Source organism: Mycolicibacterium hippocampi, assembly GCF_010723735.1.
Classification (GTDB): domain Bacteria; phylum Actinomycetota; class Actinomycetes; order Mycobacteriales; family Mycobacteriaceae; genus Mycobacterium; species Mycobacterium hippocampi.
Map to the genome: position 1 here is coordinate 4,603,366 of NZ_BLLB01000002.1, position 17,192 is coordinate 4,620,557.

Genomic DNA, 17,192 nt, shown 5'->3' on the forward strand with positions numbered 1-17,192 from the left:
ATGGATTTCCGCTACCGCACCGAGCATGACGACCTGCGCGCGTCACTGCGCGGCCTGCTGAATGCGGTCGCGCCCCCGGCACGGGTCCGCGAAGTGGCAGCGGCGGACGGACACGACCGGGAACTCTGGCGCCGGCTCTGCGCCGACCTCGAACTTCCCGGCCTGCACCTGTCACCGGCCGACGGCGGGGCCGGCGGCACATTGGTCGAAGCCGCGATCGTCTTCGAGGAACTCGGCCGTGCGCTCACGCCGGTGCCGTTGGCGGCCACGGTGTTCGCGATCGAAGCTGTGCGCCGGCTCGGGGACGGACAGCAGCGGGCCAGGCTGTTGCCCGGGCTGCTGTCCGGAGAGCGGATAGGAACACTTGCCGCCACCGCACCCGATGTCACCGACCCGGCCGCGGCGACCGTGCGGGCCGAGCGAGCAGGCCCAGACACGGTGCTCTACGGGTCCTGCACGCCTGTGTTGCACGGGCACGTCGCGGATCTGTTCGTGGTTCCCGCGGCGGTCGACGGCCGGGTCGTCCTGCATGTGGTGCCGGCAGACTCCCCCGGCGTCGCGGTCGAACAGCTGCCCTCGTTTGATGCCACCCGGCCTGTCGCCCGGCTTCGGCTGGATCGGGCGCCGGCCGAGCCGCTCGACGCGGGGCGGTCCGACGGGGTCGAGCAGGTGCTGGACACCGCGAGAGTGCTGCTGGCCGCCGAGATGCTGGGCGGCGCCGAGGCCTGTCTGGCGATGGCGGTCCAACATGCCCGCAGCCGAACACAGTTCGCGCGGCCAATCGGCTCGTTCCAGGCGGTCAAACATCTCTGCGCCGAGATGATGATCGAGATCGACGCCACCCGTGCGGCGGTGATGTTCGCCGCCATGAGCGCAACCGACCCCGATGAGTTGCGCATCGCCGGACCGCTGGTCAAGGCCCAGGCCGCCGACACCTTCACGCTGTGTGCCGGCTCCGCGTTCCAGGTCCACGGCGGAATCGCCTTCACCTGGGAACACGACATGCACCTGTATTACCGCAGAGCCAAGACCACCGAGGCCCTGTTCGGCGGCAGCGTGCACCACCGCAGCCTGCTCGCCGACCGAGTAGGCCTCTAGAACCACGCCCGAGAGGAACCGACGATGAACACCGGGATCACCCTCAGCGACGCCCTCGCGCGTCACGCGCTCATCAGGCCCGACGCGTCCGCGCTGGTGGCCCCCCGGCGCCGCATCACCTTCGGTGAACTCGACGAACGTGTGAGTCGGCTGGCGTGCGCGCTGGCGGCACGCGGGGTCAGGCCCGGCGACCGGGTCGCGGTTCTCGGACTCAACAGCATCGAACTGGTCGAGTCCTGGCTGGCCGCACTGCGTCTGGGCGCCATCGCGGTTCCGGTGAACTTCCGACTGTCGGGCGAGGAGATCGCTTACGTCCTCGCCGACAGTGGGGCTGCCGCCATCGTCGTGGACCTGGCGCTCGAACCGGCGGTGGAGCAGGCGCGTTCGAAACTTCCGTCGCTGCACGCCGTCTTGACCATCGGCGGGCACCTGGAGCAGACGATCGCCGCAGCAGACCCCGACCCGGGCCGCCTCGCCGTCAGCGACGACGCGCCGGCCTTCATCATGTACACGTCGGGAACCACCGGCTTCCCGAAAGGGGCTGTCCTCACCCACCGCAACCTCTACCTGCATGCGTTCAGCTCGATTGCCACGCTGGGCCACCGGGACGACGATCACTGCTGGATGGCGGTGGCACCGCTGTTCCACACCGCCGGGGTGTCCGGGATGCTGCCGACCTTCCTCACCGGTGGGACCACGGTCATCCCGCCGTCGGGCAGCTTCGATCCGAACGCCATCGTCACCACCATCGTCGACGAAGGCGTCACCTCCTGCTGGATGACCCCGGCGCAGTGGCAGGCTGTCTGCGCACTTCCCGATCTCGAGACCCGTGATCTGTCGAGACTTCGACGGGTGTGGTGGGGTGCAGCACCGGCGTCGACATCCCTGCTGCGCAAGATGACCGACACGTTCTCCGACGCAGAGATCATCGCCGCATTCGGCCAGACCGAGTGCAGCCCCATCACCTGTCTGCTCCGTGGTGACGACTCGATCCGGAAGATCGGATCGGTGGGCACTCCGATGCTCAACGTCGCGGTCCGGGTGGTCGACAGCGAGATGAACGACGTGGTCCCGGGCGAGGTCGGTGAGATCGTCTACCTCGGTCCGCTGGTGATGAAGGAGTACTGGAACAAACCCCTCGAGACTGCCGAGGCGTTTCGCGGCGGCTGGTTCCACTCCGGCGACCTCGTCAGACGGGATGAAGACGGCTACGTCTATGTGGTGGATCGGAAAAAGGACATGATCATCTCCGGTGGCGAGAACATCTACAGCGCCGAGGTGGAGAACGCCGTCGCCACCCATCCCAAGGTCGCCGAGGTCGCGGTCATCGGTGTGCCCCATCCGAAATGGGGCGAGACACCGCTCGCGGTCATCGTGCCGCACGAACCTGCCGATCCACCGACCGATGCAGAGATCGAGTCACACTGCCGCGAGCAGTTGGCCCACTACAAGTGCCCGCAGTACGTACACACAGTCGACGCACTCCCCCGCAACCCCGCCGGCAAGGTCCTCAAAGGCCGACTTCGCGACGAGCACGGCACGCTGATCTCCTACGCGGCAGGACCGACCGATGCCGAGCTGCTCGACGAGACGATCGGGGCGAACTTCGAGCGCACCGCCGTGATGTATCCCGAGGTGGAGGCACTCGTCGACGTCCCCAGCGGCCGGCGGTGGAGCTACGGTGAGCTCAACACCGAAATCGACGTGGTGGCACGCTCATTGATGGCCAGCGGTATCGAGAAGGGCGACCGGGTCGGGATCTGGGCGCCCAACTGCCCGGAGTGGACGATCCTGCAGTACGCCACCGCCAGGATCGGCGCGATACTGGTCACGATCAACCCCGCCTACCGCACCCATGAGCTGGCCTATGTGCTCGAGCACTCCGGTGTTCGTCTTCTCGTCTCAGCCGCGGAGTTCAAGAGCTCCGACTACCGCGCCATGGTCGCCGAAGTCCGCCCGGATCTGCCCGGCCTGCGCGAGGTGTTGTTCTTGGGCACCGACGACTGGCACACACTGGGCGAACGAGCCGGGCTGGTGTCCGACGGCGAACTGCGACACCGCATCGCGGGGTTGACACCCGGCGATCCCATCAACATCCAATACACCTCGGGCACAACCGGTTCGCCCAAGGGCGCCACGCTGTCGCACCGAAACATCCTGAACAACGGGTACTTCGTCACCGAACTCATCGGGTTCGGACCGGGTGACCGGCTCTGCATACCGGTGCCGTTCTACCACTGTTTCGGAATGGTCATGGGCAATCTCGGCTGTACGACCCACGGTGCCACCATGGTGATCCCAGCGGCCGGGTTCGATCCAGCAGCGACGCTGGCGGCCGTCGAAGCGGAACGCTGCACGGCGCTGTACGGGGTGCCGACCATGTTCATCGCCATGCTCGGCCACCCCGACCTCGCGGATCGCGACGTCTCCTCGCTGCGGACCGGGATCATGGCAGGGTCACCATGCCCGGTGGAAGTGATGAAGCGCTGTGTCAACGAGCTCAACATGTCCGAGGTCGGAATCGCCTACGGCATGACCGAGACCTCGCCGGTGTCCTGCCAGACGCTGATCGACGACGACCTCGAGCGTCGTACCGCAACGGTCGGCCGCGCCCACCCGCATGTGGAGATCAAGATCGTCGAGCCCGACTCCGGCAGAATCGTCAAACGTGGGACACCGGGCGAATTCTGCACCCGCGGATACTCGGTGATGCGGGGCTACTGGTGTGACGACCAGAAGACCGGACAGGCGATCGACACCGACGGCTGGATGCACACCGGCGATCTCGCCGTGATGCGCGACGACGGCTACTGCACGATCGTCGGACGCATCAAGGACATTGCGATCCGCGGTGGCGAGAATGTGTATCCGCGTGAGGTCGAGGAATTCCTGCACACCCATCCCGATATCGATGACGTGCAGGTGATCGGCGTCCCCGACGACCGGTACGGCGAGGAGATCTGCGCGTGGGTCAAGATGCGGCCGGGCGCGGCGCCCCTGAACGCTTCATCGGTGCGCGAGTTCGCCACCGGGAAGCTCGCACACTACAAGATTCCCCGCTACGTCCACGTCGTCGACGACTTCCCGATGACGGTCACCGGAAAGGTGCGCAAGATCGACATGCGTGCCGAGACAGCGCGGATGCTGGGACTCTGAAGACTCTGAACACGCCGTTCTACACGCGGCGGGTGCGGCGCTCGTGCCAGCGCAGGCGCAGCATCAACAGGTTGCGGTGCGCACGCCAGCCTACCGACAGCGGGTCACGCCATACCGGAACGGCCGACGACCCGAAATCCCGATCCATGCCGTCCATTGTGCCGCGATCGGCCGGTTTCGGCCTTGTGACGCTTCATACGTTGCCGTGTCGACACCGTGAACATTGGTCGGCGGATCTATGAAGCGTGCAGGTCGTAGCGGCTCGCCAGCGAGGCCAGCGTGGATTCGATGCCCTCGGCATTCTTCTTCTGCAGGCCGAGCAACTCGATGACGAAGGGCAGCTTGGCGGTGGAGTAGTCGAACGTCTCGGTCACCTTCGTGGTCGCGGGACTCACCTCGGCCAGCTCCCAGCGCCATCGGTGACCGAGCGGATGTTGCCACTCGACGACCCGGTTCTCCTGCACCGCGGTGGCCGTCGAGGTGATCTTGTACGGCAGGCCGTACTGCGTCATACCGACGGTGAACTTGTCACCTTCGGTGAGCCGGTCGGGACCCTTGACCTCGATGTCGCGCACCGTGCCGGACCCGTCGATCTCGGGGTGGCGGTGGGGATCGACGATCATCGCGAAGATCTCGGCGATCGGCGCGCCGACCTGCACGCTGCGGCTGACGGTCTTCGGTCCTGCGTCTTCGGTCTTCAGTGTTGACGGGGTCATCAGAGCGCTATACCCGAAGGCCCTGCCGGCCAATCGGTCGACAGGGCCGATCGTGGCTCCGATCCGCCTAGTTCTTGGCGCCCCGCAGCTCGTGGGACAGCGCCTCGAGCTCGTCACCGCCGGCCATCTGCTGCGTGAGGTGTTCGAGCGTGATCTCGTCGTAGGTGCAGTCCAGCTTCTGCCGGCCTCGGTTGAGCAGTACGAAGTGATCACCCACCAGGTGCGCGTGGTGCGGGTTGTGGGTGATGAACACCACCCCGAACCCGGCCTCCTTGGCCGCGGTGATGTACTTCAGCACCACGCCGGACTGCTTGACTCCCAACGCAGCCGTCGGCTCGTCGAGAATGAGCACCCGGGCCCCGAAGAACACGGCACGCGCGATCGCGACACACTGCTTCTGACCGCCCGACAGCGAACCGATCGGCACGTCGACGTCCGGCAGGTCGATACCCATTTTCGACAACTCGGTCAGCGTCGTCGCGCGCATCGCATTGGCGTCCAACGAGAACGGGAACGACTTCTTACGGAGCTCCTGGCCGAGGAAGAAGTTGCGCCACACCGGCATCAACGGTACGACGGCCAGGTTCTGGTACACCGTCGCGATGCCCTTCTCCAGCGCGTCCGCCGGGGAGCCGAACTTGATCGCTTCCCCGTCGACGAGCAGGTCACCTTCGGTCTGCTGATGCAGCCCGGAGATGATCTTGATGAGCGTGGACTTGCCCGCGCCGTTGTCACCGAGGATGCCGGTGACCTCTCCGGCATGCACCCGCAGGCAGATGTCCTTGAGCGCCGTGATGTTGCCGTAGGACTTGCCCACATCCTTCAGTTCGACGAGCGGCACCTTGCCGCCCGAAGGGGCGTTGCTGCTCGGCTTTTCGACTGTGGTGGTCATCGGGTCACCTCTTCGCTGCGTAGTTGCGGAAGGCATTGTTGGCGATCACCGCGAACAGCAGCATCGCGCCCAGGAAGAACTTGAACCAGTCGGGGTCCCAGCCTGCATAGACGATGCCCTGGTTGGTCATCCCGAAGATGAAGGCACCGATGGCGGCGCCGATCGCGGTGCCGTAGCCGCCGGTGAGCAGACATCCGCCGATGACCGCGGCGATGATGTAGAAGAACTCGTTGCCGATGCCCTGGCCGGACTGCACGGTGTTGAAGGAGAACAGCAGGTGCATGCCGACGAACCAGGCGCAGAACCCGACGAACATGAACAGCCCGATCTTGACCGCGGTGACCGGAACACCTACGGCGCGTGCGCTTTCCTTGTCCCCGCCGACGGCGAAGATCCAGTTGCCGATCTTGGTCTTGAACAGCACCCAGGTCGCCACCGCGGTGAAGACCAGCCACCACACCACGGTGATGCGGATGCTCACCCCGAACACCGTGAACGACGAAGCGAACACCGCGCGTGCCGAATCCCAGCCCTGCATGTCACTGACGCTCTGGGTCGCCACCTGACCGGCGACCAACTTGGTGACGGCAAGGTTGATGCCTGCGAGCATGAAGAAGGTGCTCAACGTGATCAGGAAGCTGGGGATCTTGGTCTTCATCACCAGGAAGCCGTTGAAGAAGCCGACTGCCAGCGCCAAGACCAGCGCCAACGCGGCGCCGGCCCACAGGTTCAGGTGCAGGTTGTACGCCAGCATCGACGCCGCCAGAGAGCTGAACGTCACGGCAACACCGGTCGACAGGTCGAACTCGCCCCCGATCATCAGCACGGCGACGCCGCAGGCCATGATGCCGATGGTGGAACTGGCATACAGCACGGTGGCCAGCGAGGAGGCCTCGCGGAACGGCTCCGCCACGACCAGGAAAAGTACGAAGATCCCGATCGCGCCGATCGCCGCACCCACCTCGGGCCGAATCAGCAGGCGCTGCAGCCGGTTCCGTTCCTTTACACGCTCGTCTCTGGCCACCTTCTGCGGGGCCACGTCCATCTCCGACTGAGTGGTCATCAGCGCGTTCCGTTCTTCGCGTACTCGGCCACCGCGTCGATGTTGGTCTGATCGATGAACGCCGGGCCGGTCAGGGTGGGCTGGCCGCCACCGAGCACGTTGCCGTTGCTCAGGTACAGCCACAGGGAGTCGACGGCAAGATAGCCCTGCAGGTACGGCTGCTGATCCACGGCCCACTGCACGTCTCCGGACTCGATGGCCCCGACCAACGCGGCGTTGGTGTCGAAGGTGCCGATCTTCGTTTCACTGCCGGCCCTGGCGGCTGACTGCACCGCGGTGAGGGCGAACGGAGCACCGAGGGTGACGACATAGTCGACGCTGGGGTCCTGTTGTAGCTTGGCGGTGATGGTCGATTCCACCGACGGCATGTCCTTGCCGTTGACGTTCAGGATCTCGGTCGCCGGGAACGTGTCGCGCACCCCGGCGCAGCGGGCTTCCAGGTCCACGTGCCCCTGCTCCTGGATGACACACAGCGCCTTGGTCGCGCCCTCGGCGCGCAGTCGGTCACCAACCCCCTGGCCGGCGATGAAGCCGTCCTGACCGAAGTACTCCTTGACGCCCATCTCCTTCCAGGAGTCCATGCCGGCGTTGAACGCCACGACCGGAATGCCCTTCTCCGCAGCGGCATTCACCGCGGCCTGCATGGCGTCGGGCTTGGCGAGTGTCACCGCGATGCCGTCGACCCCGCTGTCGATCGCGCTCTGGACCAGATTCGCCTGGTTGGGCGCCTCCGGATCGTTGGAGTAGCGCAATTCGACATTGTCTTTCTGGGCGGCGGTCTCTGCGCCCTTGCGGACCAGGTCCCAGAACGAGTCACCGGGCACCTCGTGGGTGATCATCGCGATCGTCATCCGGGGGGTGTCCACGGTTCCGCCACCGGACCCCTCACCGGACCCCTGTGGCGCGCCGCCGGTCGAAGAACACGACACGATCCCCAACGCCAGGGCCCCTGCTCCAGCCACCGCCGCGAGCCGCTTGAACGTCATTGCTTCTCCTTAGTCCTCGAGATCGCCGCGACGCCCTCGCTGACCCACCCGGGGCCGTGCCGAGCGACACGCTTCACTGGTGATGTAATACGCCTCACACCCGAAAGTCAAGAGTTTGTCCTGACATTAGGACTGCAAGTCATATGCGGGTTAGCATCGGCGCAGATCACGGTGCTGGCAGTCGAACGCCTGCCGTACAGACGAATTCCCAACCGCGAGATCGGAGACCACCATGCCAGGACTCACCGGCCCCGGGAGCGTATTCCAGCTCGCGGTGTCGTCGGAGATGGTCTTCACTGACCTTCCGATACTCGAACGCGTCCGCCGCATCCACGACCTGGGCTTCGCGGTCGAGATCTGGAGTTGGCACGACAAGGATCTCGACGCTCTGGCCGCCACGGGGGCCACGTTCACGTCGATGACCGGCTATCTGCACGGCGACCTGATCGATCCCGACAGCTGCGACGAGGTGGTGCGCACGGCGGAGCTCAGCATCCAAGCCGCTGAGAGGCTGGGGGTCACGCGGCTGAACCTGCACACCGCCGAGCTCGTCGACGGCCAGGCCGCCCGCCCCCGGCACCGCGCGACCGGCCAGATGTGGCTCACCGCCACACGAACGCTGCAGCGCATCGGCGAGCTGGGCGCCGCGGCCGGCGTGACCTTCTGCGTGGAGAACCTCAACACGATCGTCGACCACCCCGGCGTCCCCCTGGCCCGCGCCAAGGACACCCTGGCGCTCGTCGAGGGCGTCGCTCACCCGCACGTGAAGATGATGCTGGACCTCTACCACGCCCAGATCGGCGAGGGAAACCTCATCGAGTTGGTGCGCCGCTGCGGCGATGCCATCGGTGAGATCCAGGTGGCCGACGTGCCGGGCCGGTGTGAGCCCGGCACTGGCGAGATCAACTACCCGGCGATCGCCGACGCGCTGCGTTCGATGGGCTACACGGGCACCATCGGACTGGAGGCGTGGGCGTCCGGCGACAGCGAGGCAGCACTGCAGTCCTTCCGCGCCGCCTTCGCCTGACCCCCGCCGGAACTGTATTCCATCAGCGGATTTCCGCAGAATGCGCGCCTGGAATACCGTTCCGGCGCAGGGTGGGCTAGCGGTCGACGAGCGTGGTGTCGAAGTAGTAGCGCGACGCCCGGTAGCAGTGGTTGCCGAACTCCACCGCGGCCCCCGAGTCATCGAACGCCGTGCGCGCCATCGTCAACAACGGGGCGTTGGGTTTCTCGTCTAGTAGCTGCGCCTCACTGCGGGTGGCACCGCGGGCGCCGATCCGTTGGCGTGCCAGCCGGATGTGCACACCACGGGCCCGCATCGACTGGTACAGCCCGTTGGTCTCGAGCTCGTCCGCACCGGGGGCGATCTCCACCGGCAGGTGATTGATCATCACGGCCAACGGTTCACCGTTGGCGCAGCGCAGGCGCTGGATGCAGACCACCTCACGGTCTTCGGCGAGGTTCAGCTCCCGGGCGACCTCCTCGTCGGGCGTGCCGACGCGGTAGTCGAGCAGCCGGGTGGTGGGCTCCTGGCCGGCGCGGGCGAGATCGTCGAACAGGCTCGTCAACTCCACACGACGGTGCACCGGATTCTGGACCACCTGGGTGCCGACGCCGCGTTTTCGCACCAGCAGACCCTTGTCCACGAGTTCCTGGATGGCACGCCGGGTCGTCGGGCGCGAGAGGGTCAGTCGCTTGGCGAGCGCGAGTTCGTTCTCGAAGCGGTCGCCGGGCGCAAGTTCGCCCTCCCGGATGGCGGTCTCGATCGCCTGAGCGAGCTGATAGTAGAGAGGAACAGGGCTTGACCTGTCGAGCTCCACCGTCAGGGGCACGTCGCGCTCCGATCTCGAAGGGGCCAGCCAAGGGTAGCTGAATCCTAGCATTTCATGATTGAAAGATAGAATGTCAGGACAAAGTATTGACACCAGGCCGTGACGCGGGGCACAGTCTTAACCAGCCACCCACCTACTCGTCGGAGTGACTTTTGAAGACCAATCAGCCATATGACGTGCTCGCCATCGGGCGATGCGGCGTCGACGTGTACCCACTCCAGGTCGGTGTCGGCCTCGAGGATGTCGAGACCTTCGGAAAGTTCCTGGGCGGCAGCGCCGCCAACGTCGCGGTGGCCGCCTCGCGGCTCGGCAACCGTGCGGCCCTGATCTCGGGCGTCGGTGACGACCCGTTCGGGCGTTTCGTCCGCGCGGAACTCGCCCGCCTCGGTGTCGACAACCGCTACGTGGCCACCCACGGCGAGTTCCCGACGCCGGTGACGTTCTGCGAGATCTTCCCACCCGACGACTTTCCCCTCTACTTCTACCGCAAGCCCAGTGCCCCCGACCTGCAGATCGATTCACAGGACATCGACGCCGACGCGGTCCGGTCGGCACGGCTGTTCTGGGCGACGGTCACCGGACTGTCCGAAGAGCCGAGTCGGAGCGCGCATTTCGAGGCATGGGAAGCTCGCGCCGGGAATAGCGAAAGCCGCGGGCCGCTCACGGTTCTCGATCTCGACTACCGGCCGATGTTCTGGGCTTCGGCGGCAGATGCCACCGAGCAGGTGCAGCGCGCGCTGGCTCACGTCACCGTCGCCGTCGGCAACCGCGAAGAATGCGAGATCGCCGTCGGCGAGTCCAATCCACACCGGGCGGCCGACGCACTGCTCGACCTCGGTGTCGAGTTGGCCATCGTCAAACAGGGTCCGCGCGGCGTGCTCGGCAAGAGCAGGCACTCGTCGGTCACCGTGGCCCCCAACGAGGTTGACGTGGTCAACGGCCTCGGGGCCGGGGACGCCTTCGGCGGCAGTCTGTGCCACGGGCTGCTCAACGGGTGGCCCCTGGAGAAAACCCTGCGCTACGCCAACGCCGCCGGAGCCATCGTGGCCGGCAGGCTCGAGTGCTCCACCGCCATGCCGACCAGCGCAGAAGTCGCCGAGCTGGCAGAGCAGACCGCATTGGGAGCCGTCAATGTCTGAAACCGCGCTGTGCAGCGACTATGCCGCCATCACCGAGATCCGAGCCACGGACCCCACCGCGATCGCACGGGCATGGCAGCAACGGTCCACCCGACCGACGTTGCGTGACAACGGAAGACTCATGATCGTCGCCGCCGACCACCCCGCCCGGGGCGCCCTGGCGGTCGGGTCGCGCCCCACTGCGATGAACAGCCGCACCGATCTGCTCGACCGGTTGCGTGCAGCGCTCGCCGATCCCGGTGTCGACGGGGTGCTGGCCACCGCCGACATCCTCGACGACCTCGTGCTCCTGGGGGCGCTCGAGGACAAGGTCGTGTTCTCCTCATTCAACCGCGGCGGGCTCGCGGGATCTTCGTTCGAGCTCGACGACCGGATGACCGGCGCCACCGCGGCATCCACCGCAGCAGCGAGGATGAACGGCGGAAAGATGCTGTGCCGGATCGACCTTGACGACCCCGGAACCGTTGCAACCTTGGCTGCCTGCGCGCAGGCCGTCGATGGTCTGGCCGCGCACGGCATGATCGCAATGCTCGAGCCGTTCATGTCCACCCGGGTCGACGGCAAGGTTCGCAACGACCTGAGCCCCGACGCGGTGATCAAGTCCGTACACATCAGCCAGGGCCTGGGCGCCACGTCGGCCTATACCTGGATGAAGCTTCCGGTCGTCGATGAGATGGATCGGGTGATGGAATCCACCACGATGCCCACCCTGCTGCTCGGCGGAGACCCCACCGATCCCGACGAGGCATTCGCGAGCTGGGAGAAAGCGCTCGCACTGCCGTCGGTGCGCGGCCTGATCGTCGGCCGGACGCTGCTGTATCCATCCGACGACGACGTGAGCTCGGCCGTCGCGACCGCGGTGTCACTGGTCCGATGAACAGCGACCTCTACATTCCGGCGGGCAGCGCCTCCGCGCCGTTCACTGTCGCGATCACCCCCCAAGACGCGGGGTGGGCAGAGTCGTCGCTGCACGTCGTCGACCTCGGTGACGGGCAGAACCTGTCCCTGCACACCGGCGGCGACGAGGTGATGATCCTGCCGCTGGCCGGTGCAGGCACAGTCGAGTGCGCCGGTGAGTCGTTCGAGTTGTCACTGCGCGCTTCGGTTTTCGACGGGCCTGCGGACATGGTGTACCTGGGGATCGACCAGGCGTACACGCTCTCTGGTCACGGCCGGATCGCAATCTGCGGTGCGCGTGCGACGAGTTCATACCCCAACCGTCGGGTCGCCGCAGCCGACGTCGCGGTCGAACTTCGCGGTGCGGGCAACTGCAGCCGGCAGGTGCACAACTTCGGCACCGCGACGACGTTCGAGGCGGACTCGTTGATCGCGTGCGAGGTCATCACCCCCGGCGGGAACTGGTCGAGTTACCCCGCGCACAAGCATGACGAGAACACCGACGTGGAGACACAACTCGAGGAGATCTACTACTTCGAGATCGCCGACAGCCCGGCCGGTACACCGGGTTTCGGATACCACCGGGTGTACGGCACTCCGGAGCGGCCCATCGAGGTCCTCGAGGAGGTCCGAACCGGCGACGCCGTGCTGGTCCCCCACGGGTATCACGGCCCCTCCATCGCCGCACCGGGCCACCACATGTACTACCTGAACGTGATGGCCGGCTCCGGTCCCAACCGCGCATGGCTCATCTGTGACGATCCCAACCACACCTGGTTGCGTGGCAGCTGGGAGCACCAGGAGATCGACCCGCGCCTCCCGTTCACTGCGTTTTCCGAGACGTCCTCCGCACCCCAAGGAGAATGACCCGTGGTTTCCACCGCGCCGAAGTCGACCGACAAGCTCGCCGACACCGAACCGACCGTCCGGCTCACGGTGGCACAGGCCACCGTGCGGTTTCTCGCCAACCAGTACGTCGCGCGTGACGGCGAGCGGCACAAGTTCTTCGCAGGGTGCTTCGGGATCTTCGGACACGGCAACGTGGCCGGGATCGGGCAGGCGCTGCTCCAGGACGAAGTGGAGGCACACGAGGCCGGCGTCGAACCGGGACTGAAGTACGTCCTGGGCCGAAACGAGCAGGCCATGGTGCACACCGCGGTGGCCTACGCCCGCCAGCAAGACCGCCTGCAGACCTGGGCGGTGACCGCCAGTGTCGGTCCCGGGGCGACGAACATGCTCACCGGAGCCGCGCTGGCCACCATCAACCGGCTTCCGGTACTGCTGCTGCCCGCAGACACTTTCGCCACGCGGGCCAGCTCACCCGTGCTGCAGGAGCTGGAGTTGCCCTCCAGCGGCGACGTCACCGTCAACGACGCGTTCAGGCCGCTGTCCCGCTACTTCGACCGGGTATGGCGCCCCGAGCAACTCCCGGCCGCGCTGCTGGGTGCGATGCGGGTCCTGACCGACCCCGTCGAGACAGGCGCAGCGACGATCGCCCTACCGCAGGACGTCCAGGCCGAGGCGTTCGACTGGCCGGAATCCCTGTTCGCCGAAAGAACCTGGCACATCGCGCGCCCGCTGCCGGAGCGTTCGGTGATCGCCCGCGCGGCCGAGATCATCCGCTCGGCCCGCAGGCCACTGATCGTGGCCGGCGGCGGCGTCATCTACTCCGGCGCCAGCGACGCTCTGTCGGCTCTGGCGGCACGCACCGGAATCCCGGTGTGCGAGAGCCAGGCCGGCAAGGGATCACTGCTGCACGAGCATCCGCAGAGCGTCGGCGCCGTGGGTTCCACCGGCACCACCGCCGCCAACGCGCTGGCCAGCGAGGCCGACGTCATCATCGGCATCGGCACCCGGTACAGCGATTTCACGTCGGCGTCTCGGACCGCGTTCAACAACCCCGACGTCCGCTTCGTCAACATCAACGTGGCGTCGCTGGACTCGGTCAAGCAGGGCGGCGTCAGCGTGGTGTCGGATGCGCGCGAGGCGCTCGAGGCGCTGGACGTGGCCCTGTCCGACTACACGGTCGGCGGTGAATACCGCGCCAGGGTCGGCGAATTGGCGACGGAGTGGAACGACACCGTCTCGGAGGTGTACCGCACCGAAGACGGCGCCGCGCTGAACCAAAACCAGGTGATCGGGCTCGTCAACACCCTGTCCGAGCCACGCGACGTGGTGGTGTGCGCTGCCGGATCGATGCCCGGGGACCTGCACAAGATGTGGCGGATGCGTGACCGTAAGGGCTACCACGTCGAATACGGATACTCCTGCATGGGTTATGAGATCGCCGGCGGCATCGGTGTCCGGATGGCGGCCCCGGACCGAGACGTGTTCATCATGGTCGGCGACGGGTCCTACCTGATGATGGCCACCGAACTGGTGACCGCGGTGCAGGAGGGCGTCAAGATCATCCCGGTGCTGGTGCAGAACCACGGCTTCGCGTCCATCGGTGGTCTTTCGGAATCGTTGGGCTCACAACGGTTCGGCACGGCCTACCGCTACCGCAGCGAGGACGGCCGACTCGACGGCGGCAAGCTCCCGGTGGATCTCGCCGCTAACGCCGCCAGTCTGGGCGCAGACGTCATCCGGGTGTCGACGGCGGCCGAGTTCAGCGACGCGGTGAAGGTGGCCAAGTCGGCCGACCGCACCACGGTGATCTACGTCGAGACCGACCCGCTGATCTTCGCCCCCGACAGCCAGTCCTGGTGGGATGTCCCGGTCAGCGAGGTGTCGACGTTGTCGTCCACGCAGTCGGCGTATCAGCGTTACGCGGATTGGAAGAAAGTGCAACGGCCACTGATCAACCCCTCGGATCGCTGACCGTGACCGGTGACCGAGATCTGCGCATCGCCGTGCTGGGCGTCGGGGTGATGGGCGCCGACCACGTCGCCCGGATCACCTCGCGAATCTCCGGGGCCCGGGTGGGTGTGGTCAACGACTACATCACCGAGAAGGCCGAGCAGATCGCCTCCGAGATCGACGGATGCCGTGCGGTGGCCGATCCGCTGGAGGCGATCGCCGATCCCCAGGTGGATGCCGTGCTGCTGGCCACGCCCGGCGCCGTCCACGAGAACCAACTGCTCGCCTGCCTGGAGCACCGCAAGCCGGTCCTGTGCGAAAAGCCGCTGACGACAGAGGTTTCGACGTCGTTGGACATTGTTCGGCAGGAGTCCCAGCTGGATCGTCCGCTGATCCAGGTCGGGTTCATGCGGCGCTTCGACGACGAGTACATGCACCTCAAGGCGCTGCTCGACGGCGGCGAACTGGGCCGGCCACTGCTCATGCACTGCGTGCACCGCAACGCCAGTGTGCCGTCGTACTTCGACAGCTCGTTGATCGTCAAGGACTCGCTCGTGCACGAGGTCGACGTGACCCGATTCTTGTTCGACGAGGAGATCACGAGCGTGCAGATACTCAAACCGTCCTCGAACCCCGCGGCGCCGGAGGGCGTCATCGATCCTCAGATCGCGGTCCTGAGGACCGCCTCGGGAAAGCACGTCGACGTCGAACTCTTTGTCACCACCGGTGTGGCCTACGAGGTTCGCACCGAAGTGGTTGGCGAGAAGGGCAGCGCGATCATCGGCCTGGACATCGGGATGATCCGGAAATCCGCCCCGGCCACGTGGGGCGGGCAGGTGACGCCCGGGTTCCGGGAGCGCTTCGGCCGCGCCTATGACACCCAGATCCAGCGCTGGGTGGACGCCGTCCGGGCCGGCGTCAATGTCGATGGCCCCACTGCCTGGGATGGCTACGCAGCCGCGGCCGTCTGCGCTGCCGGCGTCGAGTCCCTCCATACCGGCCTGCCCGTCGACGTGCAGCTCGCAGCACGCCCCTGAACCGCAACATCATCAAGGAAAGAAGAAATCGATGACGAAGACCATTTCTCATTGGGTGGGTAACAAGGAGTTCTCCGGGACCGGTAGCGGTACGGCGCCGGTGACGAATCCGGCGACCGGTGCGGTCACCGGGCAGGTGGCGTTGGCCACCGTCGAGGATGCGCGTGTGGTGATCGATGCTGCCGCGGCGGCGTTCCCGGCCTGGCGGGACACCTCGCTGGCCAAGAGGACTCAGGTGCTGTTCCGGTTTCGGGAGCTGCTCAACGAACGCAAGGGTGAACTCGCCGAGATCATCACCGCCGAACACGGCAAAGTCGTCTCCGACGCCCTCGGGGAAGTCTCGCGCGGCCAGGAAGTCGTCGAGTTCGCCTGCGGCATCCCGCACCTGCTCAAAGGCGGGTTCACCGAGAACGCCTCGACCAAGGTCGACGTCTACTCCATCCGCCAACCCCTGGGCCCGGTCGCGGTCATCTCCCCGTTCAACTTCCCCGCCATGGTCCCGATGTGGTTCTTCCCCATCGCCATCGCCTGCGGCAACACCGTGGTCCTCAAACCCAGCGAGAAAGACCCCTCAGCGTCGCTGTGGATCGCGGCGCTGTGGGCCGAAGCCGGCCTACCACCCGGGGTGTTCAACGTCCTACAAGGCGACAAGACCGCCGTCGACGAACTGCTCACCAACCCCACGATCAAATCCGTCAGCTTCGTGGGCTCCACCCCCATCGCCCAGTACGTCTACACCACCGCCACCACCGCCGGAAAACGCGTCCAAGCCCTCGGCGGCGCCAAGAACCACGCCGTCATCCTGCCCGACGCCGACCTCGACCTGGCCGCCGACGCCATGGTCAACGCCGGCTTCGGCTCCGCCGGGGAACGCTGCATGGCCATCTCGGCCTGTGTGGCCGTCGGCCCCATCGCCGACGACCTGGTCGCCAAAATCACTGACCGGGCACGCACCATCAAAACTGGCGACGGCACCAAGGACTCCGACATGGGCCCCCTGGTCACCCAAGCCCACCGCGACAAAGTCGCCTCCTACATCGACGCCGGCGAAGCCGACGGCGCCAAAATCGTCGTCGACGGCCGCACCGTCACCCCCAACGGCGGCGCCGACGGCTTCTGGCTCGGACCCACCCTCATCGACCACGTCACCCCCGACATGAGCGTCTACACCGACGAAATCTTCGGCCCCGTCCTGTCCGTCGTCCGCGTCGACACCTACGACCAAGCCCTGGAACTGATCAACACCAACCCCTACGGCAACGGCACCGCCATCTTCACCAACGACGGCGGCGCCGCCCGCCGCTTCCAAAACGAAGTCCAGGTCGGCATGGTCGGCATCAACGTCCCCATCCCCGTCCCCATGGCCTACTACAGCTTCGGCGGCTGGAAAAACTCCCTATTCGGCGACGCCCACGCCCACGGCACCGACGGCGTCAACTTCTACACCCGCCAAAAAGCCATCACCCAACGCTGGCTCGACCCCAGCCACGGCGGCATCGAACTCGGCTTCCCCCAAAACCAGTAACCCATTCCCCCGCGAGCGCGCGTGTCGGTACGCGACACGCCGCTCGCGG

Annotated in this window: 15 protein-coding genes; 9 read left to right on the forward strand and 6 right to left on the reverse strand. The window is 66.4% G+C overall.

Annotation, left to right across the window (positions count from 1 at the left end; genetic code table 11):
* Positions 1-1,098: an acyl-CoA dehydrogenase family protein gene (locus tag G6N53_RS23110; RefSeq protein ID WP_163892674.1), complete on the forward strand. Its 1,098-nt coding sequence runs from the start codon at positions 1-3 to the stop codon at positions 1,096-1,098.
* Positions 1,099-1,122: 24 nt separating this feature from the next.
* Positions 1,123-4,254: a long-chain-fatty-acid--CoA ligase gene (locus G6N53_RS30670; RefSeq protein ID WP_163892677.1), complete on the forward strand. Its 3,132-nt coding sequence runs from the start codon at positions 1,123-1,125 to the stop codon at positions 4,252-4,254.
* Positions 4,255-4,273: 19 nt separating this feature from the next.
* Here G6N53_RS30670 and G6N53_RS30475 read toward each other — a convergent pair whose 3' ends face one another.
* From G6N53_RS30475 to G6N53_RS23135, 5 genes are all read right to left on the reverse strand, one after another.
* Entirely contained in the window at positions 4,274-4,402 is a 129-nt protein-coding gene (locus tag G6N53_RS30475; RefSeq protein WP_264062598.1) for a hypothetical protein, read from the reverse strand.
* 88 nt (positions 4,403-4,490) lie between these two features.
* Positions 4,491-4,970 (reverse strand): SRPBCC family protein, encoded by a 480-nt coding sequence (locus tag G6N53_RS23120; protein WP_163892681.1) that lies wholly within the window; start codon positions 4,968-4,970, stop codon positions 4,491-4,493.
* A gap of 67 nt (positions 4,971-5,037) precedes the next feature.
* On the reverse strand, positions 5,038-5,862 hold the full coding sequence (locus G6N53_RS23125) for an ATP-binding cassette domain-containing protein (RefSeq protein WP_163892684.1): 825 nt from the start codon (positions 5,860-5,862) through the stop codon (positions 5,038-5,040).
* A 4-nt stretch (positions 5,863-5,866) separates the two neighbouring features.
* Positions 5,867-6,925 carry an ABC transporter permease gene (locus G6N53_RS23130; RefSeq protein ID WP_163892688.1) on the reverse strand — a complete coding sequence of 353 codons (1,059 nt, stop codon included), beginning with the start codon at positions 6,923-6,925 and terminating at the stop codon, positions 5,867-5,869.
* Positions 6,925-7,911, reverse strand: coding sequence for a substrate-binding domain-containing protein (locus tag G6N53_RS23135; protein ID WP_163892691.1), 987 nt, complete (start codon positions 7,909-7,911; stop codon positions 6,925-6,927). The genes G6N53_RS23130 and G6N53_RS23135 overlap by 1 nt, the downstream gene beginning before the upstream one ends.
* A gap of 232 nt (positions 7,912-8,143) precedes the next feature.
* On the opposite strand from G6N53_RS23135, the gene G6N53_RS23140 reads away from it, so the two are divergent.
* Positions 8,144-8,938, forward strand: a complete 795-nt coding sequence (locus tag G6N53_RS23140; protein WP_163892694.1) for a TIM barrel protein — start codon at positions 8,144-8,146, stop codon at positions 8,936-8,938.
* A gap of 76 nt (positions 8,939-9,014) precedes the next feature.
* Here G6N53_RS23140 and G6N53_RS23145 read toward each other — a convergent pair whose 3' ends face one another.
* Positions 9,015-9,797 carry a GntR family transcriptional regulator gene (locus G6N53_RS23145; RefSeq protein WP_275999384.1) on the reverse strand — a complete coding sequence of 261 codons (783 nt, stop codon included), beginning with the start codon at positions 9,795-9,797 and terminating at the stop codon, positions 9,015-9,017.
* A 101-nt stretch (positions 9,798-9,898) separates the two neighbouring features.
* On the opposite strand from G6N53_RS23145, the gene iolC reads away from it, so the two are divergent.
* The 6 genes from iolC to G6N53_RS23175 are packed head-to-tail and all read left to right on the forward strand — an operon-like array spanning position 9,899 to position 17,143.
* The gene (gene iolC, locus G6N53_RS23150; RefSeq protein WP_163892700.1) at positions 9,899-10,885 is read left to right on the forward strand and encodes a 5-dehydro-2-deoxygluconokinase; all 987 of its coding nucleotides are present in this window, start codon (positions 9,899-9,901) and stop codon (positions 10,883-10,885) included.
* Positions 10,878-11,762: a Cgl0159 family (beta/alpha)8-fold protein gene (locus tag G6N53_RS23155; protein ID WP_163892702.1), complete on the forward strand. Its 885-nt coding sequence runs from the start codon at positions 10,878-10,880 to the stop codon at positions 11,760-11,762. The genes iolC and G6N53_RS23155 overlap by 8 nt, the downstream gene beginning before the upstream one ends.
* Positions 11,759-12,649, forward strand: coding sequence for a 5-deoxy-glucuronate isomerase (iolB, locus tag G6N53_RS23160; protein WP_163892705.1), 891 nt, complete (start codon positions 11,759-11,761; stop codon positions 12,647-12,649). The genes G6N53_RS23155 and iolB overlap by 4 nt, the downstream gene beginning before the upstream one ends.
* A 3-nt stretch (positions 12,650-12,652) precedes the next feature.
* Entirely contained in the window at positions 12,653-14,602 is a 1,950-nt protein-coding gene (gene iolD, locus G6N53_RS23165) for a 3D-(3,5/4)-trihydroxycyclohexane-1,2-dione acylhydrolase (decyclizing) (RefSeq protein ID WP_163892708.1), read from the forward strand.
* A gap of 2 nt (positions 14,603-14,604) precedes the next feature.
* Positions 14,605-15,618 carry a Gfo/Idh/MocA family protein gene (locus G6N53_RS23170; protein WP_264062590.1) on the forward strand — a complete coding sequence of 338 codons (1,014 nt, stop codon included), beginning with the start codon at positions 14,605-14,607 and terminating at the stop codon, positions 15,616-15,618.
* A gap of 31 nt (positions 15,619-15,649) precedes the next feature.
* A complete protein-coding gene (locus G6N53_RS23175; RefSeq protein ID WP_163892714.1) occupies positions 15,650-17,143 on the forward strand; it encodes a CoA-acylating methylmalonate-semialdehyde dehydrogenase in 1,494 nt (497 codons plus the stop codon).
* The last annotated feature ends 49 nt before the right edge of the window (positions 17,144-17,192 follow it).